At 67.9% G+C, this 20,536-nt stretch carries 24 protein-coding genes; 14 read left to right on the top strand and 10 right to left on the bottom strand.

Annotated features, from left to right (window positions below):
• Positions 1-39: 39 nt before the first annotated feature.
• Both AC2JAJ_RS05440 and AC2JAJ_RS05435 read right to left on the bottom strand, forming a co-directional pair.
• Positions 40-1,635, bottom strand: a complete 1,596-nt coding sequence (locus AC2JAJ_RS05440) for an HNH endonuclease signature motif containing protein (protein WP_486416592.1) — start codon at positions 1,633-1,635, stop codon at positions 40-42.
• An 84-nt stretch (positions 1,636-1,719) separates the two neighbouring features.
• Positions 1,720-3,081, bottom strand: coding sequence for a DUF445 domain-containing protein (locus AC2JAJ_RS05435; protein ID WP_473694924.1), 1,362 nt, complete (start codon positions 3,079-3,081; stop codon positions 1,720-1,722).
• Between the two features lie 49 nt (positions 3,082-3,130).
• Here AC2JAJ_RS05435 and AC2JAJ_RS05430 point away from each other — a divergent pair, with 49 nt between their 5' ends.
• From AC2JAJ_RS05430 to AC2JAJ_RS05400, 7 genes are all read left to right on the top strand, one after another.
• Entirely contained in the window at positions 3,131-3,997 is an 867-nt protein-coding gene (locus AC2JAJ_RS05430) for a glycerophosphodiester phosphodiesterase family protein (RefSeq protein ID WP_501053406.1), read from the top strand.
• A gap of 40 nt (positions 3,998-4,037) precedes the next feature.
• A complete protein-coding gene (locus AC2JAJ_RS05425; RefSeq protein WP_486416593.1) occupies positions 4,038-5,444 on the top strand; it encodes a CoA transferase in 1,407 nt (468 codons plus the stop codon).
• A gap of 48 nt (positions 5,445-5,492) precedes the next feature.
• Positions 5,493-6,023, top strand: coding sequence for a DoxX family protein (locus tag AC2JAJ_RS05420; RefSeq protein WP_486416594.1), 531 nt, complete (start codon positions 5,493-5,495; stop codon positions 6,021-6,023).
• Positions 6,020-6,808, top strand: coding sequence for an AzlC family ABC transporter permease (locus AC2JAJ_RS05415; RefSeq protein ID WP_501053405.1), 789 nt, complete (start codon positions 6,020-6,022; stop codon positions 6,806-6,808). Before AC2JAJ_RS05420 ends, AC2JAJ_RS05415 begins: the two co-directional genes overlap by 4 nt.
• The gene (locus tag AC2JAJ_RS05410; RefSeq protein WP_221385326.1) at positions 6,805-7,116 is read left to right on the top strand and encodes an AzlD domain-containing protein; all 312 of its coding nucleotides are present in this window, start codon (positions 6,805-6,807) and stop codon (positions 7,114-7,116) included. Before AC2JAJ_RS05415 ends, AC2JAJ_RS05410 begins: the two co-directional genes overlap by 4 nt.
• A gap of 128 nt (positions 7,117-7,244) precedes the next feature.
• On the top strand, positions 7,245-7,502 hold the full coding sequence (locus AC2JAJ_RS05405; protein ID WP_221385327.1) for a hypothetical protein: 258 nt from the start codon (positions 7,245-7,247) through the stop codon (positions 7,500-7,502).
• An 85-nt stretch (positions 7,503-7,587) separates the two neighbouring features.
• Positions 7,588-7,998 carry a hypothetical protein gene (locus AC2JAJ_RS05400; RefSeq protein WP_486416595.1) on the top strand — a complete coding sequence of 137 codons (411 nt, stop codon included), beginning with the start codon at positions 7,588-7,590 and terminating at the stop codon, positions 7,996-7,998.
• A gap of 168 nt (positions 7,999-8,166) precedes the next feature.
• On the opposite strand, the gene AC2JAJ_RS05395 is transcribed toward AC2JAJ_RS05400, so the two are convergent.
• Positions 8,167-8,391, bottom strand: a complete 225-nt coding sequence (locus AC2JAJ_RS05395; protein ID WP_486416596.1) for a hypothetical protein — start codon at positions 8,389-8,391, stop codon at positions 8,167-8,169.
• A 194-nt stretch (positions 8,392-8,585) separates the two neighbouring features.
• Positions 8,586-9,233, bottom strand: coding sequence for a TetR/AcrR family transcriptional regulator (locus AC2JAJ_RS05390; protein WP_486416597.1), 648 nt, complete (start codon positions 9,231-9,233; stop codon positions 8,586-8,588).
• A 123-nt stretch (positions 9,234-9,356) separates the two neighbouring features.
• Between AC2JAJ_RS05390 and AC2JAJ_RS05385 the strand changes: the two genes are divergently transcribed.
• The 6 genes from AC2JAJ_RS05385 to AC2JAJ_RS05360 all read left to right on the top strand — a co-directional run bounded on the left by AC2JAJ_RS05385 (position 9,357) and on the right by AC2JAJ_RS05360 (position 14,275).
• On the top strand, positions 9,357-9,680 hold the full coding sequence (locus tag AC2JAJ_RS05385; RefSeq protein WP_221385330.1) for a thiamine-binding protein: 324 nt from the start codon (positions 9,357-9,359) through the stop codon (positions 9,678-9,680).
• Between the two features lie 61 nt (positions 9,681-9,741).
• Positions 9,742-10,419 carry an O-methyltransferase gene (locus AC2JAJ_RS05380; protein ID WP_473694937.1) on the top strand — a complete coding sequence of 226 codons (678 nt, stop codon included), beginning with the start codon at positions 9,742-9,744 and terminating at the stop codon, positions 10,417-10,419.
• Between the two features lie 98 nt (positions 10,420-10,517).
• Positions 10,518-10,997 carry a Dps family protein gene (locus AC2JAJ_RS05375; RefSeq protein WP_221385332.1) on the top strand — a complete coding sequence of 160 codons (480 nt, stop codon included), beginning with the start codon at positions 10,518-10,520 and terminating at the stop codon, positions 10,995-10,997.
• 116 nt (positions 10,998-11,113) lie between these two features.
• Entirely contained in the window at positions 11,114-12,124 is a 1,011-nt protein-coding gene (locus AC2JAJ_RS05370; RefSeq protein ID WP_486416733.1) for an acyl-CoA dehydrogenase family protein, read from the top strand.
• A complete protein-coding gene (locus AC2JAJ_RS05365; RefSeq protein WP_486416598.1) occupies positions 12,118-13,509 on the top strand; it encodes a PIG-L family deacetylase in 1,392 nt (463 codons plus the stop codon). Before AC2JAJ_RS05370 ends, AC2JAJ_RS05365 begins: the two co-directional genes overlap by 7 nt.
• The gene (locus tag AC2JAJ_RS05360; RefSeq protein WP_486416599.1) at positions 13,496-14,275 is read left to right on the top strand and encodes a glycosyltransferase family 2 protein; all 780 of its coding nucleotides are present in this window, start codon (positions 13,496-13,498) and stop codon (positions 14,273-14,275) included. The genes AC2JAJ_RS05365 and AC2JAJ_RS05360 overlap by 14 nt, the downstream gene beginning before the upstream one ends.
• Positions 14,276-14,374: 99 nt before the next feature.
• On the opposite strand, the gene AC2JAJ_RS05355 is transcribed toward AC2JAJ_RS05360, so the two are convergent.
• From AC2JAJ_RS05355 to AC2JAJ_RS05335, 5 genes are all read right to left on the bottom strand, one after another.
• Complete coding sequence (locus AC2JAJ_RS05355) at positions 14,375-14,632, bottom strand: hypothetical protein (protein WP_221385335.1); 258 nt, start codon at positions 14,630-14,632, stop codon at positions 14,375-14,377.
• 357 nt (positions 14,633-14,989) lie between these two features.
• Positions 14,990-16,186, bottom strand: coding sequence for a YihY/virulence factor BrkB family protein (locus AC2JAJ_RS05350; RefSeq protein ID WP_486416600.1), 1,197 nt, complete (start codon positions 16,184-16,186; stop codon positions 14,990-14,992).
• A gap of 102 nt (positions 16,187-16,288) precedes the next feature.
• Positions 16,289-16,951 carry a DUF3618 domain-containing protein gene (locus AC2JAJ_RS05345; RefSeq protein ID WP_486416601.1) on the bottom strand — a complete coding sequence of 221 codons (663 nt, stop codon included), beginning with the start codon at positions 16,949-16,951 and terminating at the stop codon, positions 16,289-16,291.
• Positions 16,948-17,379 carry a phage holin family protein gene (locus AC2JAJ_RS05340; protein ID WP_501053404.1) on the bottom strand — a complete coding sequence of 144 codons (432 nt, stop codon included), beginning with the start codon at positions 17,377-17,379 and terminating at the stop codon, positions 16,948-16,950. The genes AC2JAJ_RS05345 and AC2JAJ_RS05340 overlap by 4 nt, the downstream gene beginning before the upstream one ends.
• Entirely contained in the window at positions 17,379-18,341 is a 963-nt protein-coding gene (locus AC2JAJ_RS05335) for a hypothetical protein (RefSeq protein WP_501053403.1), read from the bottom strand. Before AC2JAJ_RS05335 ends, AC2JAJ_RS05340 begins: the two co-directional genes overlap by 1 nt.
• 187 nt (positions 18,342-18,528) lie before the next feature.
• Here AC2JAJ_RS05335 and AC2JAJ_RS05330 point away from each other — a divergent pair, with 187 nt between their 5' ends.
• A complete protein-coding gene (locus AC2JAJ_RS05330; protein ID WP_486416602.1) occupies positions 18,529-19,308 on the top strand; it encodes a hypothetical protein in 780 nt (259 codons plus the stop codon).
• Between the two features lie 64 nt (positions 19,309-19,372).
• Here AC2JAJ_RS05330 and AC2JAJ_RS05325 read toward each other — a convergent pair whose 3' ends face one another.
• Positions 19,373-20,416: an NAD-dependent epimerase/dehydratase family protein gene (locus AC2JAJ_RS05325; protein WP_486416603.1), complete on the bottom strand. Its 1,044-nt coding sequence runs from the start codon at positions 20,414-20,416 to the stop codon at positions 19,373-19,375.
• Positions 20,417-20,536 lie beyond the last annotated feature (120 nt).

Below are 20,536 nucleotides of genomic sequence, written 5' to 3'. Positions count from 1 at the left end.
CGGCGGCACACCGGGAACAGGCCACGGATCGCGGCCGGGCTAGCACGTCAACAGGGCAAATGGCTTTGCGAAGAATTCCGCCCAGAGGGGGTCGTCCGGCCACAAGTCGCCGGGATCGATGAGTTTGTCGTCGTCCGGTTCCCACTGCGGGACGTCCCCCGGGCTGGCATCTTCACGTGGGCTGGCATCTTCAAATGGGCTGGCCCCGAACGTCGGCCGATGAGGCCAGTGTGTTGGTTCTGGGTCGTGTTGTTCGGGGTTGTAGTGGCGGCCGGTGGGTGAGGTCCAGCCGGGTGGCTTGTTTGCGATGGCCGGAGTGGGGGTCCAGCCGCCGTGGTGTTTCAGCCGGTGGTGCCTGGGGCAGAGCTGTCCCAGGTTGGAAGCGCCGGTTTCTCCGCCGTGTTGCCAGGCGGTGAGGTGGTCGGTGTCATTGTCCAGTGATCGGTTGGTGCAGCCGGGGAAGGTGCACTTGCGGTCGCGCATCCTGATCCAGCGTTTGATTGTCTCGGGGAGCCGGTAGCTTCTGCGGCCGATTTCCAGGGGTGCCCCGTCGCGGGGGTCGACGAGGACGCGGTAGAAGGAGTCGGCGCCGTCTGCGACGAGTTTCCGTGCCATGGAGGCGGGGATCGGGCCGAGGCCGTCGAGTTCGGCGGGTTCATCGGTGAGGCCGAGGAGGGAGAAGACCGGCACAGTCACCAGGACGTCGGCCCGTGGGGTGGGGACCTTGCAGATTTCCGAAGGTTCATCCGTGTCTGCGGTGGCTGCGCCGGTAGCAGTGGCCCCGGCGCCAAGCAGCAAAGAGGCTGCGATGTCGGGGCGGAGTTGGGTGATGGTGCGTGGTTCGTCGGGTCCTTGGAGGCCGCGGGCGGTGGCGGTGGTGCGGTTCCAGATGGCGGAGGCGGTGTCGCCGGGGAGGTAGAGCGTCACCCGGGCCATGCCGTCCCGGTCGGGGCGGTATTCCGTCCGCCGGTCGGCGGCGCTTTTGGTGTGGCGGGTCTCGATCGATTCGGGGTGGTGCCGTTCGCGCCAGGCGCGGGCCTTGGCCCGGAACCGGGACGGGACGAGTTCCCCGGGTGCGGCGCCGCGGGCAGGGTTCGGGGCGTCCGGGTCGAAGAAGTGCGCCACCAAAGACGCTGCCCCGGCAGAGGTGAGGCCTTCGGTTTCATCCACGACGACGCGCGCGTGCTGCCACGAGATGGCCCCGGCGGCCAGTGCGTCCATGACCGGCGGCAGCGAACAGACCTGCTGCGACTGGTGGGCGAACGCCCCGGCGGCCGCGGAACTGATGGTCAGGACCCCGGCGATCTCCTCCACCGCGGACATCTCCGCGTAGGCGCGTTCCGGCACGGACGCGTCCGGCGGGGTCATGGCCTGCTGGATCCGGATGGAATCGGCCGCGTCCTGCGCTTTAGCGGCGGCAATCATTGACTCCAGCTTCGAATACCCGGCCAGCCGCTCCAGCCGGATCTCGTACTGCCGCTGCAACACATCCACCCCACCGCCGGCGCCATCAGCAGCGTCCGCGGAGGAAAGCGCAGCGTCCTCCAGGAACAGCGCATCAAGGGCAGCAACAGAGGCATGAACACCCTCCATCCCCGCCCCTGAAACGCTCACTGCGCCGCCGCTGATTCCCATACGAACATCATCCAACGGGGGTGTGACATTCAGACCTTCATGGCCCGCCGCCCAAGCCACTGCTGCCAGGGCGCCACGGAACCCTCACCCAAAAATCAGCTGCGCCACCGTGAAAATCGCGAGTCCGGCCAGGGATCCCACCACCGTGCCGTTGATCCGGATGAACTGCAGGTCCTTGCCCACCTGCAGTTCGATCTTCTGCGAGGTCTCCTCGGCATCCCACCGCGCCACCGTGTCCGTGATGACCCCTGCAATGTCCGAGCGATAGGTCCGCACCAGGTACCCGGCGGCATCGGCAATCCAGGAGTTGACCTTCCCCGCCAGCTCGGGGTCGTCAACCAGCCGCGAGCCGAAGTCGCGAACCGCTGCCTTGAACTTGATGGTGAGTTCGCTGTGGGGATCGTCCACCGCGCCCAGCAGCGCATTCTTCACCGTCCCCCAAGTCCGGGAAGCGAGCTCGCGCACCTCGGGGTCGCCCAGTACCTGCGCCTTGATGACCTCGGCACGGGCGATCATGGCGGGATCGTGCTGCAGGTCCCGGGCGAGGTCGTTGAGGTACTTGTCGATCGACTGGCGCACCTGGTGGTTGGGATCGGCCTGGACGGCGCGGACGAACTTGAGGATCTCGATATAAACCTTGTCTCCCACGAGCCCGTCCACGAACTGCGGAACCCAGGTGGGGGAGCGGTCGGAGACCAGGCGGGTGACAGTTTCGTGGTTGTCGTCCACCCAGTCGGCAGCGCGGTCAACCAGCAGGTCCACCAGCGTGTGGTGGTGCCCGTCGTGGAAGATCCGCTCCGCCAGCCTGCCGACGGGCGGCCCCCACGGCGGAGTGAGCAGGTGCTTGCGGACCATGCCCTCGATCACGGCCTGGACGTCGTCGTCGTTCAGCACGGTGAAGGCGCCCCGGATGACGGCGGCCCCCTCCTTGGCGACGCGCTCAGCACCGCCCGGCCCAGCCAGCCATTGGCCTGCCCGCCGGGCTACGTTGACGGTGGCCAGCTTGTCCTGCACCACCTGCTCGGAGAGGAAGTTGGTTTCCACGAACTCGCCCAGTGAGGCGCCGATCTGGTCCTTCCGGCGCGGAATGATGGCTGTGTGCGGGATCTTGATGCCCATGGGGTACTTGAAGAGGGCGGTCACCGCGAACCAGTCAGCAAGCGCGCCCACCATGCCGCCTTCCGCGGCCGCGCGCACGTACTGCAGCCACGGATAGTCCTTCTGCAGCGCGAAGGCAAAGACAAAGATCACGGCCATGGCGATCAGCAGGCCCAGCGCCACGAGCTTCATTTTCCGCAGCGCTGCCGCCTTTTCGGCGTCTCCGGCACCAAGGTGCTGGCGTACGACGGCGGCCGGCACCGTGCTGCCCGGGCCGGCGGATGGTGCGGGCCGGCTGTGTGCATCCTGAGTAGTTGGCTCAGTTGTTGCCTCAGAGTTCACCTGCATGTGCCAAGCCTAGCCCCGAAGGCCTGGGCCGGTCGGCTACCGTGTGTCCATGACAACTGACGAGTCAATGCCGCAGCGGCCGTTGGTCTTTGCCCACCGTGGCGCAAGCGGAGCCTTTGCCGAACACACCCGCGCGGCCTACCTGCAGGCCCTGGCGGACGGGGCGGACGGGGTGGAGTGCGATGTCCACCTGACCCGGGACCAGCACGTGGTCCTGCTGCATGACGCCAACCTGGACCGCACCTCCGACGGGACCGGGCCGGTGGCTGACCGGACCTTGCACGAGCTGCGCCAGCTCGACTTTTCCTCCTGGAAGGGCGTCCGCATCCCCGAGGAATACGGGGCACGCTCCGATCAGTTCCTCACCCTCTCCGAACTGCTGGACATCCTCCGGGGTGCTGGGCGGCCAGTGCGGCTTGCCGTCGAACTCAAACATCCCAGCCCGTACCAGCTCAAACTGGAAGACCGGGTGCTTGAGGTGCTCCGCAGCGAAGGCTGGGACCCGGAAAGCTCCACTGTTGACAACGTGGCCGTGACCTTCATGAGCTTCAGCCCCGACTCCGTCCGGCACTTGCTGCACTCCGTCCCGCCGCAGTTCATCTGCCAGTTGGTGGACGACCTCACCATCCATGAGATCCGCGGCGGCCTGGGCCTGGGGCCGATCGCCGGCGGAGCGGTCACCAACCTGATGAAGGCCGCGCAGCTTGAAGGTGAGCAGATCCTGGACGACGGCCTGGTGGGGATGGCAGGGCCGGGCATCGATTACGTCCGGGAGCGCCCGCACACCGTCCGCCGATGGCTGGATTCCGGCCGCCGCTTCCGGGTGTGGACGGTGGATTCCGAGGAGGACGTGGCGCTGTGCCGCGACCTGGGCATCCAGGAGATCACCAGCAACGTGCCAGGCCCGGGTCCTTGACCAGCTCCGGCTGGGCGCACCGCAGGGAAAGTAGGCCGGAGTGGGTGCCGCGGCAGATGCACCTTCCCCGCTCCGCTGGTGGGCCGGGCCGCTGGACGTTGAGGGGCTGGCCCTGCGCTCGGTGGGAGCCGCGGCGGAGGCGCTGAACCTGTATACCGGTGCGCCGGGCAGGTTCCGCACTGCACCCGCTTTGGCAGCCGCCGCTTTCGATTCCTTTGGACACCTGCGGATCGGCGGGCGGGCCCTGCAGGGCTTCGCGCCCCTGTCGGGCTTCCGCCGCACCAGCGACGGCTGGATCAGGCTCCATGCAAACTACCCCCACCACGAGCAGCGGCTGCTGCGGGCCCTGGGGGCGGCCACGGCAGCAGGCGTGGAGGCGGCCCTTGGTTCCATGACGTCCCTGGAGGCAGAAGCGGCCATCCAGGACCATGGCGGGATCGCCGCGGCCGTCAGGACCCGCGGCGAATGGCTTGCCTCGGACATGGGCCGGGCCGCCGCCACCGGCCCGTGGATCATTCGCGACGGCGGCAGCACACCCGGCTGGGGGCTGAAGGACTTCCCGGCCGGCGCAGCAGGGCCTGCAGGAGACGCGGCTGCCGGCCCTGCCCAGGCCGCCGGCGGCAGCCAGCAGCTGCCCCTGGCGGGCCTCCGGGTGCTGGACCTGACGAGGGTCATCGCCGGACCTGTCGCCACCCGGCTGCTGGCGGCGCTGGGGGCCGACGTCCTGCGCGTCGACCCGCCGGCCCTGCCCGAGATCGTGGACCAGTTCGTGGACACGGCCTTCGGAAAACGCAGCGCGGAAGCGGACCTTGGGCTGCCCTCGACGCGACAGCACCTGCAGCAGCTCCTGACGGACGCCGACGTGGTGGTCACCGGCTACCGGGGCGGCGCCCTGGACCGCTTTGGCCTCAATCCCCGGGACCTGCTGGCCGCGCATCCGCGGCTGGTGGTGGTCACCCTTGACAGCTGGGGCAGGGCGGGGCCACGGAGCGGCCTGCGCGGTTTCGACAGCATCGTCCAGGCGACCAGTGGCATCGCCCACCTTTATGGCAGGGAAGATGACGACGGCGGATGGCGCCCGGGTGCCTTGCCGGTCCAGGCATTGGATCACGCCACCGGGTACGGCGCGGCGGCGGCAGTGGTGCTCCTGCTGGCTGAACGCAGGAAAACGGGAAGGGGAGGTGCGGCCCGCCTTTCGCTTGCACGCACCGCCGAGGAACTCTTTGCCCTGCCCCTTAATCCCAGGCCCCTTAGTTCCGGACCCCTGCATTCCCTGTCCCCAGAGACAGCGGACACGGCGCAACTGCCGGAGCCCGGCTATCGCTCCATGGAAAGCTCCTACGGGCCGCTCCGCTATGTTCCGCCGCCGCTGCTCATGTCCGGCCGGATCCTGGACTACACGGCTCCGCCGCCACCCTACGGCAGCTCGGACCTCACCTGGACCTGAATCCACGCCGGTTTCGGCCGCCAGTGCAGGCTGTGGTTGAGTGGTTCCATGCTTTTTCCCCGGTCCGGACCTGCCGTCCAGAGCCTGTCCGCTGCCGCCATGGGAGTCCTCCTGCTGGCCAGCGCCAACAAGCATTTCCGGGACCCGATGTTCTACGGCGACGTGGTTCCCGGCTACCTCTGCCGGGACGACGCGGCTTCAGGCCAAGCCAATAACGCTGACGGCCGGCATCCGCTGGCCGTCCTGTCCTGCGAGGAATGGGTCGCTGCCACCGGCCTGCTTGAGCTGGCCGCCGCCGTCGGAATCCTCCTCCCGCCCACGCGGAAGGTGGCCGCCACCGCCCTCGCCGGGCTGTTCACCGCATTCCTGGCAGGGCATGTCGACGCACTCATACGGGCCTATGGTCCCGACGGAACCCCACGGCAACGGAAAATCCACACCGCACGGCTCCCGTTGCAGGCACCGCTCATCCTGTGGGCCTGGAGCCTGCGGAAGCCGGGCCTGCGGAAACCGGGCCTGCGGAAACCGGGCCTGCGGAAGCCCGCCATTCCCGGCCTTGCCTGGCCGGTCCGGCCGTGAAGCTGCTCGCCTCGCCCGCGGTCCGGGTGGGGATCTCCATCAGCATCGCCACGGGCCTGTACGGGGTGTCCTTCGGGGCGCTCTCGGTCACGTCGGGCCTGAGCATCCTGCAGACCATGGCCTTGAGCCTGCTCCTCTTCAGCGGCGGCTCCCAGTTCGCGTTCATCGGAGTCGTGGGCGGCGGCGGTTCGGGCATCGCCGCCATGAGCGCCGCCACCCTGCTGGGCATGCGCAACGGCATCTACGGGATGCAGCTGAACGCCCTGCTGCGGCCCCGCGGCTGGCGGAAGTACGTTGGCGCCCAGTTGACCATTGACGAGTCCACGGCCACCAGCACCGGCCAGGAGGATCCCGCGGAGCAGCGCCGCGGGTTCTGGGCCGCCGGCATCGGCATCTACGTGCTGTGGAACGTCTTCACCGCCGTCGGTGCCCTTGCCGGCAGCGGGCTTGGCGATCCCAAACAGTGGGGACTGGACGGTGCCGCGGTGGCAGCTTTCCTGGCGCTGTTGTGGCCGCGCCTCAAGGGACGGGAACCGGTCGCCATCGCGGTGGTGTGTGCCGTGGCCACGGTGATTGCCGTTCCGTTCGTGCCGGCGGGCGTGCCCATCCTGGTGGCCGCCGTGGTGGCAGCCCTGGCCGGCTGGTTCAGCCACGGACGCCGCGACGAAGGACTGGAACCCGACATCGAGCCGTACGCGGAGCATCATTACGGGCGCCACGGTTGCGGGAGCCCCGGACAGCGGACGGAGCACGGAGGCAGCGCACAGCCGGGAGCGGGCTCATGAATCTGTGGATCTGGCTGATCCTGGCCTGCGTCCTGGCGTACGCATGGAAACTCGTCGGCTACTTCGTCCCTGCCAAGTTCCTGGAAGACCCGCGGACGTCGAGAATTGCGGGCACCATGACAATCGGCCTGCTGGCGTCATTGACCGTAGTCAACGCGGTGGCATCAGGGCAGGCGCTGGCGGCGGACGCACGGCTCGGCGCACTCGGCGCGGCAGCCGTTGCGCTGGCACTGCGCGCACCCTTCCTGGTGGTGGTGATCGCCGGCGCCGGCACCGCGGCGCTGTTGAGGTTCCTCGGCTGGAGCTGACCGGCCGTCCCCTGCCGGCGCAAAAACCCACCGCAAAAGGGGGGTCCTGGCCACTGCCGCGGCGTCCCGCCGGTTGTACTATGAGATCGGCTATGCAGCTGGCCAAGGACTCCTTCAGAACGGCAACCATGGACAATAAGCTGCACGCGGCAGGAGAGAGGGCAGGCCGGCCGCAACGCCAAATCATTCGACGCCGGGCAGGGCTGCCTGCCAAGCGTTTCTTTACCCACTTCGCCCGCCTTTCCGACGTCCCGGCGGAGGACCTGGAGTTGTTGTCCCAAAGGCTCCGGCACGCACTCGACCTGGACCCGTCGTCGCCAATTCCATCGCTGCAGGCCCTGGTGGGCCGGGAGATCAGGAAACGGCGGGACGCCGCCAGGGGCTAACGGCCCTCGGCAGGGCCCGGGCCGGATGTGGTGCACTGGAAGAGAGGCAGCCCACATCGGCGGCAGCCACCAAGGAGGAATCGGGATGAGCGAACAGTCACGGCCAACGGCGCCGGACGACGGCCAGGGAACCGCGGACGCCGAAGGAAGAAGCGCCGAAAAACGGGGTGCGGACGTACCCGCCGCCGAGCAGACCGGCCGGACCCGGGCCGCCTACCTTGATCCGCGCGGATCCGAGGCCACCAGGGAACTGAGGGATACCGCCCGGCGCCGCAGGGACGCCGAAGAGAAACTCCAGCAGCACCTGATGGAAGCCAAGGAGCACGTCCCCAACGAGTTCCACGCACACCACAAGGCCGCGCACGAGGGGGACCGCCGGCCCCAGCCGGGCGGGCACGAAGGTGAAGCCCCGCACGCAGGTGAAGCCCTGCACGAAGGTAAAGCCGGGCATGACGGTGAAGCCCAGGCGGAGGGCCCTGACGGTCACCAGCCCTGAAAGTCCAGGAACCACGTCCTGAGAGTGCGCCTGGCAGCCGGGCGGCGGTGGCCGGCTGCCGGGTGGCTTTCAGTGCAGGGTTGGCTTCCAGTGCAGGGTGTTGGTGCGTGCAGCGTTGTTGATGCGTGCCGTTGTTGATGCGTGCAGAGAGTTGGGGAACCGGTGCTGCTACGCCACTCCGTGGGCGGCGCCTTCCGCGCCTACGCTCCGGCGGTTGCTTTCTTCGACGCCCATCTCGTACCAGACGTCGGCACCGAATTCGGGCTCGGGAGTATCAAGGTTCTGGTAGAGGGCATCCAAAAGTTCGGCAAGTTCCCCGGCGCTAAGGGTGGGCAGCACTTCCTCGGGACCGCGGGGACCGGTGAGGTACTGGGAAAGTTTCGAGCCGTTCATGGCTGGGGAACCGGTGTCCGGCCGGAACGCGCGGATTTTTGCATGGGTCGCTCCATCTCGGAAGAAAGAATCCAGGCTGTCTGCGTAACCCGTCCTGAGTCTATTGCACTTGGGGGGAGGCCCACAATGGCGTGGCAGCCCACAAACGCGCGGGCAGCCCGGGGGAAAAGCCCGCAGGTGTCAGGACGCGGCCATCATGCCCGGGGACCCAGGAGCCCGGCGCCGAGTGCCGTAGCGGCCGGGACAGGGACATGCGGAGGGAGGGGGCGCGCCGGCCGGACAGCCCGGATGGAGTCCTCCACCAGGGCCAGCGGCCGCCGCCAGGCGTCCGAACCCGGTTCCATGGTGTCCACCACGCCGATCAGCATGGCCAGCAGCCGGAACATGTCCGTCATCGAAATGTCCCCCCGCAGGCTGCCCTGGCCCTGGCCGCGGACCAGCAGCACGCTGATCGAATCCATCAGCGAACCGGTAATCCCGGTGAGCAGTTCGCGGCGCCCCGCGACGGCGCACAGCAGGTTGGCGTCCTCGCTTGCAGCCGCCATCAGCGCCTCAAGCACGCGCAGCAGGCCGGCGGCGGCGTCGATGTCCGCCAGCGCGCCCTCCATGACGGGGTCCACGGTGAGCCGCAGTTGCCGGTTGAGTGCTGCGAGGACCAGTTCTTCCTTGTCCGCGAAGTTCCGGAAGAGGGTGGCGGGACCAACGCCTGCGGTGGCTGCGATGGTCTGCAGCGGAACTTCGGGGCCGAATTCCCGGAAACACTGGCGCGCCGCCGTGATGATTTTGTCCACGTTCCGCGCTGCGTCTGCACGGAGGGGTTTGCGGGCGACTGCGAGGCTCATGCCCAAAGGGTAGCAACGGAGCCTGCGGCGTTCACCGTTACCGGAGGGTAGCCGCTTATGTGACGGCCGCAGCCAGGGACGCTGCCCTGCGGTGGTCCATGGCTGCGTGGCACACTTGGGGGCATGTTGCTTGCATTCTCTGTCGCCCCGTCAGGCGTTCCTGCCGGGGGTTCGCGCCCCAACGATGCCTCCGTGCACGACGCCGTTGCCGCCGCCGTAAAGATCGTCCGCGAGTCCGGACTGCCCAACCAAACGGATTCGATGTTCACCACCATCGAGGGGGAGTGGGACGAAGTGTTCGACGTCGTCAAACGCGCCACCGAGGCCGTGGGACAGTTCGGCAGCCGCGTTTCCCTGGTGATCAAGGCAGATATCAGGCCCGGCTACGCCGGTGAGCTCACGGCCAAGGTGGACCGCCTAGAAGGTGCACTCGCGCGGGATTCCTGACCCGGGAGCAAGCGGCCGGAAGCATCTGGACCGGCAGGACGGCCCGTGCCAAACTGTGCCCATGTTCGAGCACAAACCCCGGCCGGAATGGATAGCCGCTGAAGAGTTCCTGTCCACAACCGTGGTTCATCCGGACCCGGCGCTGCAGCGTGCCGTCACGTCGGCCGCCGAGGCCGGGATGCCCGCTATCGAGGTGGCACCCAATGCCGGGAAGCTGCTTAAGCTCCTGGTCCAGCTCTCGGGCGCACACCGGATCCTGGAGATCGGAACGCTCGCCGGCTACAGCACCATCTGGATGGGCCGGGGCCTTCCCCCTGGCGGCAGCATCGTTACCTGCGAGTACCTGCCCCAGCACGCAGAAGTGGCGTGGGCCAACATCGATGCCGCCGGGCTGGGCCAAAAGGTGGAGATCCGGCTGGGCCCGGCGCTGGACACCCTCGCCGCGCTCGCCGAGGAGGAACGCAAACCCTTCGACTTCATCTTCATCGACGCGGACAAGCAAAACGACAGCCGCTACCTCGACTGGGCGGTCCGGTTGGGCCGGCCCGGTGCCGCAGTGGTGCTGGACAACGCCGTCTGGGAAGGGGCCGTCCTTGATCCCGGCATGGACCCGGTCAACGCTCCCGGAATCATCGAGGCCCTCAAACTGCTGGGGGACCATCCCCGGCTGGACGCCACCGTCATCCAGACCGTGGGTTCCAAAGGCTGGGACGGGTTCGCCCTGGCACGGATCACCTGAGCTGGCCTGCACGCTGCGCGGAGTCGCGGGACGCAAGCGGTAAGTATGCTTAGGGCCAGTGGCCGTGCCGGCCTGAAAGAGCAGCAACGGAGGACATCATGAAGGCATCACCCACTCTGGCCAGCAATCTCCAAATGGTCCTGACGGACCTGATCGAGCTGCACCTGCAGGGAAAGCAGGCCCACTGGAACCTCGTGGGCACCAACTTCCGCGACCTGCACCTCCAGCTCGACGAAATCGTCGCGGCCGCCCGGCTCTTCGCCGACCAGGCAGCTGAACGGATGCGCGCCCTCCATGCCCTCCCTGACGGCCGCAGCAGCGCAGTGGCGGCCGGCACGCGCCTGGAAGAGTTCCCGGAGGGGTTGGTTTCCACCAAGGACACCGTGAAGCTGATCACCCAACGCCTGGAACGCACTGTGCAGACCATGCGGGACGTCCATGATGAGGTGGACGGCGAAGACCCCACCAGCGCGGACCTCCTCCACGCCATCATCGAGCGGCTGGAACAACTGGCCTGGATGGTGAACGCCGAGACCATGGCGCCCACTGCGGCCGTTACCGAGCCGGCCGGGAAGTAGTGGCGTCCCCCGCGGCTCCCGCCAACAGCCCGGGCCGCCCGGAGCAGGCAGCGCGCGGCACCGGGACCGCCGCCCCCGTGCTGATGGCATCCACTCCGGAGGAGTTCGCCCAGTGGATGCCGCTCCTGGGGCGGGTGGGCCCGCTCGTGGGCAACCCTCCCGCGCTGCTCGGCCTTGCCGCCGAGGCGGGCGGCAGCTGGCCGCTCCCAGGCGGCGGGGGCACCGGTATCCTGTGGGAGCTCCTGGCCTCCGTGGCTGCAGCCGACGTCGCAGCGGCCCGCATCTTTGAGCCGCACCTTGACGCCCTGGCAATCCTGCAGCAGGCCGGGGTAACGGCTCCCGCAGGAACGGCTCCCGGGGGCAGCTGGGGCGTGTTCGCCGCCGAAGGGCCCGGTATGAGGCTGGACGCCACGCTTGCCGGGACCGGAGTGGTCCTCAGTGGGTCCAAGCCCTGGTGTTCCCTGGCGCGGCAGTTGGACAATGCGGTGGTCACGGCACACACGGACGACGGCCGGGCGGCTTTCGCCGTCAGCCTCCGCCACCCCGGTGTGGACTGCGAAGAGCCCGAGTGGGTGGCCCGCGGACTGCGGGAGATACCCAGCGGGACTGTCCACTTCGACCAGGTTCCGGCGGTACCGCTTGGCGGAACGGGCTGGTACCACAGCAGGCCCGGCTTCGCGTGGGGCGGCATGGGGGTCGCCGCCTGCTGGCTGGGAGGTGCGGTGGGAGCTGCCCGGGAATTCCGGCACGGCCTGCAGGCCGGCGCGGACGCCGGACGCCAACCGGACCAGCTGGCACTCGCGGCGCTGGGTGAGGCGGACAGGGTCATCACCGCGGCCCTGCAGTACCTGGCCCGGACGGCCTCGCGCCTTGACGGCGGCACCCTGGCCACCGGCGCGGGCCAAAGCACCTGGAGCGAAGCCCAGCGGGTGCGGGGAACTGTCGCGGCCGCCGTCGAACGCGTCCTCCATCTGGTGGGCACCAACCGGGGGCCAGGTCCGCTGGCCTTCGACGAGCCTTACGCCAAGAGGATGGCGGACCTGGCACTTTACGTGCGCCAGCACCACGGCCATCGGGACGATGCGCAACTGGGCAACCTGGTCCTGGCCGGAGACTGCCAATGGTGACCTTCTCGCATGCGGACCAGGGGACCGCCGAGGCGGCGTGGGCCGCGGGCGGACTGCAGACGCTGCCCGAGCTGCCCCTCGGGCCTGCCGAACTTGGCGGCATGGGATTCGTGGTCCTGGCCGCCCACCCGGATGACGAAACCCTCGGTGCCGGAGGGCTCGTCGCCTCCCTGCACGCTCTCGGGGCCACGGTGGAAGTCATCCTGTGCACCGCGGGGGAGGGCTCGCATCCCGAGTCGCCCACCACCACTGCTGAGCGGCTCGCGCGGATCCGCCTGGCCGAGTTCGGAGCGGGCCTTTCCGCCCTGGGCATGAAGGACAACTGGCGGTTCCTCGGCCTGCCGGACCGCGGGCTGGCCGGCCACACCGGCGTGATCAGCGGCGCCGTGCGGGAAGCTGCCCAGCGCGTCTCCCGGGACGGCCGGCGGATTGTGCTGGTGGCGCCCTACCGGGCAGACGGCCATGCCGACCATGATGCCTTGGGAGCGGCGGCAGCAGCGGTGGCCGGCCAGGACGGGCATGGCCTGCTGGAATACCCCGTCTGGTACTGGCACTGGGCCACGCCGGACCGGGCCGACTGGCAGGAATGGGTCCGGTTCCACCTCAGCCGGCAGGCCCGCGAAGCGAAGGGCAACGCCATGCTTGCCCACGCTTCCCAGATCCTGCCGCTTTCGCCGGCGGCCGGTGACGAAGCACTCCTGCACGCGGAGTTCCTGGGGCACTTTGCACGCACCTTCGAAGTCTTCGCCTGGACCCCGGCGCGGGACACCAGTGTGGCGCCGCACCGCAGCGGTGACGCCGAACGCATCTTCGACGCCGTCCACGCCGGAGCCGAGGACCCCTGGAACTACACAGCCAGCTGGTATGAGAGGCGTAAGCGCGCCCTCACCCTGGCCGCCCTTCCGGTGGAGTCCTATGAACGCGGCCTGGAAATCGGATGCTCGATCGGCACGCTCACCGCTGACCTGGCGTCCCGGTGCCGGGCACTACTTGCCGTGGACGCGAGCAGCGCTGCGGTCCGGCAAGCCAAGCGGCGGCTTGCGGAATACCCCGGCGTCAGTGTCCAACAGCGGGTGGTGCCGGGCTCCTGGCCGCAAGGCACGTTCGGGCTGCTGGTGGTATCCGAGGTGGGCTATTACCTGGCACCGGAGGAACTGGCGGTGCTCTGGGACCGCGTCGAAGGATCACTTGAACCAGGCGGGACCCTGGTGCTGTGCCATTGGCGGCATCCGATCGACGGCTGGGAGCTTGACGGCGACGCCGTGCACGCCCTTGCCCGGAAGCGGCTGGGCTGGCGGAGCGCCGGGCTGTACCAGGAGCGGGACTTCGTCCTGGAAATCCTCATTGCGCCGACAACCGCCGGGGACCTTCATGCAGGAGGCTGACGCGGGCTGCCGGACAGGCCTGGACGCTCCAGCTTCCGGCCAGCGATGCCGGGAGGGCGCGTCCATCGGGGACGTGGCAGTGGTGATTCCGGTACACAACGAGGAGCAGCACCTCGGACGGGCACTCGCGGGCGTCCGGACAGCGGCAGACGAGGTGGCGGCCCACCATCCGGGCGTCAGTGTGCGCGTCATGATGGTGCTGGACAGCTGCGCTGACGGTTCCCTTCGGCTTGCCACGGACTTCGCCGCGTCCGATGCCCGTTTCGACGCCATGACTGTCGGCTTCCGGAATGTTGGGATGAGCCGCCGGGCCGGCGCGGAAGCCCTCGGGCTGAACGGCGGTGCTGCCGCGGAGCGTGCCTGGCTGGCCAACACCGACGCCGACTCGATGGTGCCCCGGAACTGGCTGGCACGGCAGTTGGACCTGGCAGCCGCCGGCGCCGACGTCGTCCTCGGCTCGGTGGAACCCGACGGCGATGGCATGCAGAACGCCCTCATTGCCCGCTGGCATGCCCGGCATATCCTGGCCGAAAACCACTCCCATGTGTACGGGGCCAACCTGGGCGTGCGTGGCTCGTCCTACCTGGGGGCAGGCGGTTTTCCAGGCCTTGCTTCCGGTGAGGACCGGGTTCTAGTGGACAGGCTGCGCGCCAGCGGGGCGCGGATTGTTGCCACGGACACCGTGCGGGTCCTCACATCGGGCAGGACGCTGGGGAGGGCACCGCGTGGGTTCGCCGCCTATCTCCTGGCGCTTGCCCAACAATAGGCCGACAGACGGTTGCACAGAAAAGGGTGCCGCCGGCCAGTGAAAAATTCACAGCGGCGGCAGCACCCTTCCGCTTAAAACTTCGTGGGACTGTGCCCGTTACACCAGGTCCGGAGCGCTGGCCACGATGTAGTCGGCTGCGGCAGGTCCGGTCATGGAGAGGTTGTTGCTGTCAGGATCGATTCCGTGCTCCTGCAATGCCTCCCAAAGGGCAGCAGGAGCCTGGAGCTCGGCCTTGTGCAGAAGGCACCAACTTGTGTACAGGCCATAGAGCTCATCGCGTCCGAGGCCCAGTCCAGGCTCTTTGTCCGGGACAACTGCTTCGGCAAGAAATTGTTCAAAATGGGTAGCAGGCATGTCCGCTCATTAAGGGTCGACCGTGATGCCGCCGTATCTGCTTCAGCGGCCTTGCGGGTCCCCGAAAGGTGCCCGCAAGGTATGGATGAAATTATGACAGGGCGGCCCACCTTGTCCAACTCGCTGCTATCCGGCCGGGCCGCCCGGCCGCTGCGGACTACTCCAGGTTGAGGGGGCCGACGGCGACTGGGGGACTGGCCTCGGTCTCAGAAGAGGCCATCTCACCGCCGGCCCCGCATCGCCCCGGGCTCCCCCAGCCCGGGAAACCCTGGCAGGACCTCCATCTCAATTTTCCTCCAAGTTGGAGGTCCTGCCTAGTACCTGTCCCCAAGCCGTCCACTGCCGGCGCGGACCCAACTAGGCGTGGCCGCCCTGCCGGCCGCCGTCGTCGGACCCTGCATCGCCGGCGCGGTGCTGCACCTTGTCACGCACCCGGTCCCGGTGGCTTTCCGTGGAAGCGCCTTCCGGCTGCTGCCCGTCCTGTCCGCCGTTCTCCGAGGCGTACTTCTCCCGGAGTTCGCGTCCGTGCTTGATGTCGTCCTCGATCTGCTGCTGCATCTTCTCGCTCTTCTTGGTATCGCGCGGCGGCAGCTGGATGGTCTCTTCCGCCTCAATGCCGGCCTGGAGCTCACGCCCACGTTCCACCTCGGCATCGAATTCGGCACCGAACAGCAGCGACATGTTCAGGATCCAGAGCCACAGCAGCATCACGATCACGCCACCCAAGGTGCCGTAGGTCTTGTTGTAGTTGCCGAAGTTGCCCACGTAGAAACCAAAAGCAAGCGACGCTACCAGGAAAACCACCAGGGCGATGGCCGAGCCCATGCTCATCCAGCGGAACTTCGGCTGCTTGACGTTGGGGGTGGCGTAATAGAGAACCGCAATGATGGCAATGATGAGGATGACCATCACCGGCCACTTGGCGATGTTCCAGACGGCCAGGAAGGCGCTGCTAAGCCCGATCAGCCCGCCGACGGCCTCGGAGATGGGTCCGCTGAGGACCAGCATGCCCGCGAGGAGCGCCACGATCACCACGGCAAGGAGTGTGACGGCCAGCATGGTGCCCCGCAGCTTCACGAACGGGCGTCCCTCATCCACCTCGTAAATCCGGTTCATCGCCCGGCCGAAACCACCTACGTATCCGGACGCCGACCAGAGCGCGGTGACAAGGCCGATGACCAGGGTGAACCCGGCTGCCGGGGCATTCGTGAGCTCTGAGACGGGGCCGCTGATGGTGTTCACGGTTTCCGCGGGCGCAAAGCCGCGCACGATTTCCAGCAGGGCCGTGGTGGTCTTCTGCGGATCTCCGAAGAGGCCGAGCAGCGACACAAGCGCCAGCAGGGCGGGGAACAGGGACAGGACCGCGTAGTACGTCAGCCCGGCCGCCAGGTCAGGGCACTGGTCCTTGCTGAACTCCCGGAACGTCTTCCTGGTGATGTACTTCCACGACGGCTTATCCAGGTCCCGGGGGCTGCCAGGCTTCCTTGCATCATTTGGATCCGGAGCCTGGCCCGCCTTCGCGGTACTGGTCTCGGATGAGTCGTGAGTGGCCATGGGGTGTCCTCTCCATCAAGTGGCTGAAGCGGACAGGCCGGCCCCGCGAAGGCGGTGCCGGCCTGTCGAACAGTTCTGTTGCTTGCGGTGCAGCGCCCTGGTTTAGGTGTTTTGGACGTTGTCTTTGGCGTCGGTGGCGCGGTCTTTGACGTCGGTGGCGGCCATTTGGCCTTCGGTTTTGACGTTTTGGGCGGCGTCGGTGGCGGTGGCTTTGACGTTTTCCATGGCTTCCTGGGCGGGTTCCTTGAGGTCCTGGGCCATGTTTTTCGCGGCGTCGGTGAGTTCGTGGGCCAGGGGCTGGGCTGCGGTTTTGAGTTGGTCCGCGGCTTCGCGTTCTTTCTGGCTTGGCGGGATCAGGGAGGAGACGAGCAGGCCCGCGCCGAAGGCGATCAGGCCGGCGGCCAGGGGGTTGCCCTGGGTTTTGGCTTTGACCTGGTCGGGGGTGTGGGAGACGGCCTGGCCGGCGTCGGTGAGTTTGGCCGAGACGGTGTCTTTGGCGTCGTGGAGGCTGTCTCCGGCGTTATGCAGGGCGTTGGTGGTGTGGCCTGCGCCGGTGGTGGTGGTGTCGTGGATTGTGGTGGTGGCGGTGTCGGCTGCGCCCATGATTTTCTCCTTGACTCCGGTGACGGTGTCGCGGACCTTGTCGGTCTGGCGGTGGACGATGTTGGACGGGGTGACCTTGTCGGCGACGGCGTCCACGTTGGTGCCCAGGCGGGCACGGGTGGCTTCTATGTCTGCGCGGATGACGTCGGGGTTCTCGCTCATCGGTTTACCTCACCTGGTTTTAGGGTTGGGGGGATTTCGGAGAGTGTTTCGCTGGTTTGGGGCAGGCCTTTGATCTCTTTGAGTTCCTTGCGGCCGATGCTGGCCAGGACGGCGGCGGTGATGGCCCAGATGACGGCGACGATCAGCGCGGCCCAGCCCAGGGGCATGAGGGCGCCGAGGGCGAACATCAGGGCCAGGGAGAGGAAGAGCAGGACGAAGTGTCCGCCGACGCCGGCGCTGGCGAGCATGCCGGCGCCTTTCCCGGCGCGGGTGGCTGACTGTTTGGCTTCGGCCTTGGCCAGTTCCACTTCCTGGCGCATCAGGGTGGACAGGTCCCGGGTGACGTCCCCGAGCAGTTCGCCCAGCGAGGCGGTATCGGCCTTCAGATGCGCCGCACTCGGCGGCGTCTCAGGAATCTGGCTGCTCATCAGAGCCCACCCGTCTGGCCGCCCCTGGTGCGGTCCCGGGTAAGGGGGTCGTTAGCCATCGGATCGTCGGCAAGGGCGCGGTCGCGCAGCGGGTCATCGGACAGCTGGTTGCCGGACCATGGTTCCTCCGCCAGTTGCGGGCTGTCGAGGCCGCTGGCCGTACCTGCAGTCTCCGGGTAGCTGCTGCCCGGGGCCCCGCCATCGTAGCCGGCCGTTGTGGTTGCCGGGCCGGGGAGCTGGACCGGCGGGGGCGGGACTGTCCCGCCCGCCGGAGCATACGTGCCGCTGTACTGGTCTGCGCGGGGTGTACCCGGGTACAAGCCGGCCTGGCCGCTGCGGGAAGTGGAACTTTCGGGGGCTCCGGCGGTGAGGCCGCGGGTGAGGCGCCCGGCGAGGACGCCGGCGCCGGCGGCGAGGAGCAGGAACGTGCCGGGGCGGTTGCGGGCAAACCGCTGGACTTCGGTGAGCAGGTCGCCCGGTTCGCGGTTTTCCAGCCAGGTGGCCATGGACGAGGTGCGCTCGGCGGCCTGGCGGATCAGGTCGCCGGCGACGCCCTGCTGGTCAGGGGCGCTGGCCATGCTGTGCAGCTGGCTGGAGATGTTGCGGATGCCTTCGGCCGCCTTCTGCTGCTGGGTGCCGGCCTGGCTGGTCAACCCCGCGCGGGCCTGGTGCAGCAGGTCCTGCGCGCCGGCCTTTGCCTCGGAAGCAACATTCGCGGCTTCCTCTTTCGCCGTCTGGGAAACGTTCTGGGCGGCGGATGCGGCCTCCCCGGCTACGTTCGAGGCTTCTTCCTTGGCTGCGTCCTTGCGGGACGGCCCGGAGCCGTCTGTGCCGTAACCGGCCTCACTGGCACCTGGAGTGGCGGCGGATGGGAAGGTGGCGGCGTTCCGCTCACCAGGAAGTCCTGTGCTGGCCGGGGGCGCCGTGTACGTCGGGTCCTCGGGCCAATGGCTCTCTGTCATCTTCGCTCTCTCTTTCCAAGAAGGCCGGTTGTTGATCAAGAACCAGCAATACTGGCCGTAAAATAATAAGCATGATTACTAATAAAAGGTAAGTACCCTTGCTAACCCGAATGTAACGTTCACGAATAAGACAGCCGGAATGGCGCGGGCCTGCCCGGTTACAACGAAGTGGGAAGTGGTGGGAAAAATGGATACAGCTCCCTGGGTATGGGTCATTGTTGCCGTTGTCGTGGTGGTGCTGGTCGCCGTGCTGTTCCTGGCCGGCGGGAGGCGCCGGCGGGCAATGCAGGAAAAGCGCGACCGGGAACACCGGGAAAAGGCCGCTGAAATCCGGCGCGAAGCCGAAAACATGGAAATCGATGCCCGGGAACGGGAAGCCAAGGCCATTAGGGCACGTGCCGATGCCGAGCAGGCGCAGGTCAATGCGGCCCGGTTGCGCCAGGAAGCGGAACAGCAGGCCCGGGAAGCCCAGTCGCTGCGCGGCGATGTTGCCAGCCGTGCCCGCAAGGCCGACGAGCTCGATCCGGACGTCACCGTCGATGGCACCCGGAGCGGCCGTACGCAGGGCGGGGCAGCGGAGGGCGCAGGGGCTGACGGCGGATATGCCGGCGGTGGCCATGCCGGGGGCGGACGCCGCGAAGGTATAGCCGGGGATGCCTACCCCGAAGCCCGCAGGGATGGCCTGCGTGGTGAAGCCCTGTCGGGTCGCCCGCTTCGGGAGGAGCGGCCCGCCGACGCTGCTGCGGAATCGCGGGACGACGGATTGCGGGACGATGGATTGCGGGACGATGGATTGCGAAACGATGGATTGCGGGACGATGAGGTGTCCCGGCGGGACGTGCGGCGCGATGACGCCGGCCAGCGGGATGTCGCCGGAGGAGCTGCCGCTTCGCCAGGCGACGTCCACCGGGACGCCCAGGAAGCCAACCGGGAAGCCAGGGGCCGGGACCGGGGCGACGGAATCTAGCGGCCGGAATTCGATGCACCGCCCGGCGGACGCCGGGCGGTGCATCGTGTTTAGGGCTGGCGGTTTAAGGCCGGCGGCGCGGCCTGAGGACCGGAGACGGATGCACTCCTGTCCCGGTTCCCAGGCCGGCGAGCACTTCCTTCACGGCGTCAACCGAGGACACTTTCGGCTCCCAGCCCAGGATTCGCCGCGCCCGGTCCGTATCCATGATGGGCGCCCCTGCGGCCATCTCAACCCAGCCGGCGTCCGTGGGTTGGATTCGGGCCCGCCAGGTGAGGTCCACCACCGCATGCAGCAGCCGCATGGGGATGGGGAGGATCCGCTTGGCGCCAAGGACGCGTGCCAGTTCCTGTGGGTTGAGTACCGGCTCAGCGGCAATGTTGAAAGCGCCGCTGGCACGCTGGTCAACCACGCGCCAGTAAGCCTCCGCAACGTCATCGGCGTGCACTGCCTGGAATATGAGGTTGTCCGGCGCTGGGAGCAGTGGGGTCCAGGGCTTCCCTGGAATGAGCCGCGGAATGACGTGCCCCAGGAAATACCGCCCAATTTCGCTGCCGGCATTCGCCTGGAAGATCAGCCCCGGCCGGAGCCGGGCCACGGAAATAGCCGGTTCACTGGCCATGAACTGATCCAGGAGTCTTTCCTGTTCGGCTTTGTGCCGGCTGTAGTGGGAGCCGGGCATGCCCGTGGCCGGCCAGGACTCGTCCCTGCGTTGGTCCTTGCTTGAGCTGCTGTAGGCACCAACGGAGGAGGCGCAGACAATCTGCTTCACGCCCGCTGTGCGTGCTGCTTCCAGGACGTTCGCGGTTCCGGTGACATTCGTCCGGTGCAGCTGCTCAAGGTCGCGGTTCGGCTGGATTTGCCATGCAAGGTGGACCACGGCGTCGGCTCCGGCGAGCGCCCGTTCCAGCAGTGGCCGGTCCTGTTCGGCGCCCACGTCCAGCGTGTTCCACTCGACGCCGTCGTACGGTGGCGCCGAGGTGTCCGGAAGGCGGCGGCTGATGCCAACCAGCTGCAGGCTGCCGGGCTTCCGGGAGAGCTGGCCCTGGAGGTTGCGCAGCAGTGCGGTCCCTGCGTTTCCACTGGCTCCGGTGATGGCAATGCGCATGACGAAGGCTCCTTGGAGGTGGTGGGCGGTTGCCGCTTACATCCCGAGCCTACAACTGGGAAGGGTTGAATTATAAGCAACCTTATGATTTGCTGCTTCTAAGTCTTGCCGCAGGCTTTC

This window comes from Arthrobacter sp. MOO21 (genome assembly GCF_057369995.2).
This window is presented reverse-complemented; position numbering and strand designations above follow the sequence as displayed.

Bases quoted from the DNA above. Each gene is read 5' to 3' on its own strand.
- AC2JAJ_RS05345 (WP_486416601.1), bottom strand. From the start codon at position 16,951: ATGAGCGAGAACCCCGACGTCATCCGCGCAGACATAGAAGCCACCCGT.
- AC2JAJ_RS05435 (WP_473694924.1), bottom strand. From the start codon at position 3,081: ATGCAGGTGAACTCTGAGGCAACAACTGAGCCAACTACTCAGGATGCA.
- AC2JAJ_RS05385 (WP_221385330.1), top strand. From the start codon at position 9,357: ATGTTGCTTGCATTCTCTGTCGCCCCGTCAGGCGTTCCTGCCGGGGGT.
- AC2JAJ_RS05375 (WP_221385332.1), top strand. From the start codon at position 10,518: ATGAAGGCATCACCCACTCTGGCCAGCAATCTCCAAATGGTCCTGACG.
- AC2JAJ_RS05370 (WP_486416733.1), top strand. From the start codon at position 11,114: ATGCCGCTCCTGGGGCGGGTGGGCCCGCTCGTGGGCAACCCTCCCGCG.
- AC2JAJ_RS05400 (WP_486416595.1), top strand. From the start codon at position 7,588: ATGAGCGAACAGTCACGGCCAACGGCGCCGGACGACGGCCAGGGAACC.
- AC2JAJ_RS05380 (WP_473694937.1), top strand. From the start codon at position 9,742: ATGTTCGAGCACAAACCCCGGCCGGAATGGATAGCCGCTGAAGAGTTC.
- AC2JAJ_RS05330 (WP_486416602.1), top strand. From the start codon at position 18,529: ATGGATACAGCTCCCTGGGTATGGGTCATTGTTGCCGTTGTCGTGGTG.
- AC2JAJ_RS05440 (WP_486416592.1), bottom strand. From the start codon at position 1,635: ATGGGAATCAGCGGCGGCGCAGTGAGCGTTTCAGGGGCGGGGATGGAG.
- AC2JAJ_RS05350 (WP_486416600.1), bottom strand. From the start codon at position 16,186: ATGGCCACTCACGACTCATCCGAGACCAGTACCGCGAAGGCGGGCCAG.
- AC2JAJ_RS05405 (WP_221385327.1), top strand. From the start codon at position 7,245: ATGGACAATAAGCTGCACGCGGCAGGAGAGAGGGCAGGCCGGCCGCAA.
- AC2JAJ_RS05420 (WP_486416594.1), top strand. From the start codon at position 5,493: ATGCTTTTTCCCCGGTCCGGACCTGCCGTCCAGAGCCTGTCCGCTGCC.
- AC2JAJ_RS05335 (WP_501053403.1), bottom strand. From the start codon at position 18,341: ATGACAGAGAGCCATTGGCCCGAGGACCCGACGTACACGGCGCCCCCG.
- AC2JAJ_RS05410 (WP_221385326.1), top strand. From the start codon at position 6,805: ATGAATCTGTGGATCTGGCTGATCCTGGCCTGCGTCCTGGCGTACGCA.
- AC2JAJ_RS05395 (WP_486416596.1), bottom strand. From the start codon at position 8,391: ATGAACGGCTCGAAACTTTCCCAGTACCTCACCGGTCCCCGCGGTCCC.
- AC2JAJ_RS05430 (WP_501053406.1), top strand. From the start codon at position 3,131: ATGACAACTGACGAGTCAATGCCGCAGCGGCCGTTGGTCTTTGCCCAC.
- AC2JAJ_RS05365 (WP_486416598.1), top strand. From the start codon at position 12,118: ATGGTGACCTTCTCGCATGCGGACCAGGGGACCGCCGAGGCGGCGTGG.
- AC2JAJ_RS05390 (WP_486416597.1), bottom strand. From the start codon at position 9,233: ATGAGCCTCGCAGTCGCCCGCAAACCCCTCCGTGCAGACGCAGCGCGG.
- AC2JAJ_RS05340 (WP_501053404.1), bottom strand. From the start codon at position 17,379: ATGAGCAGCCAGATTCCTGAGACGCCGCCGAGTGCGGCGCATCTGAAG.
- AC2JAJ_RS05325 (WP_486416603.1), bottom strand. From the start codon at position 20,416: ATGCGCATTGCCATCACCGGAGCCAGTGGAAACGCAGGGACCGCACTG.
- AC2JAJ_RS05360 (WP_486416599.1), top strand. From the start codon at position 13,496: ATGCAGGAGGCTGACGCGGGCTGCCGGACAGGCCTGGACGCTCCAGCT.
- AC2JAJ_RS05355 (WP_221385335.1), bottom strand. From the start codon at position 14,632: ATGCCTGCTACCCATTTTGAACAATTTCTTGCCGAAGCAGTTGTCCCG.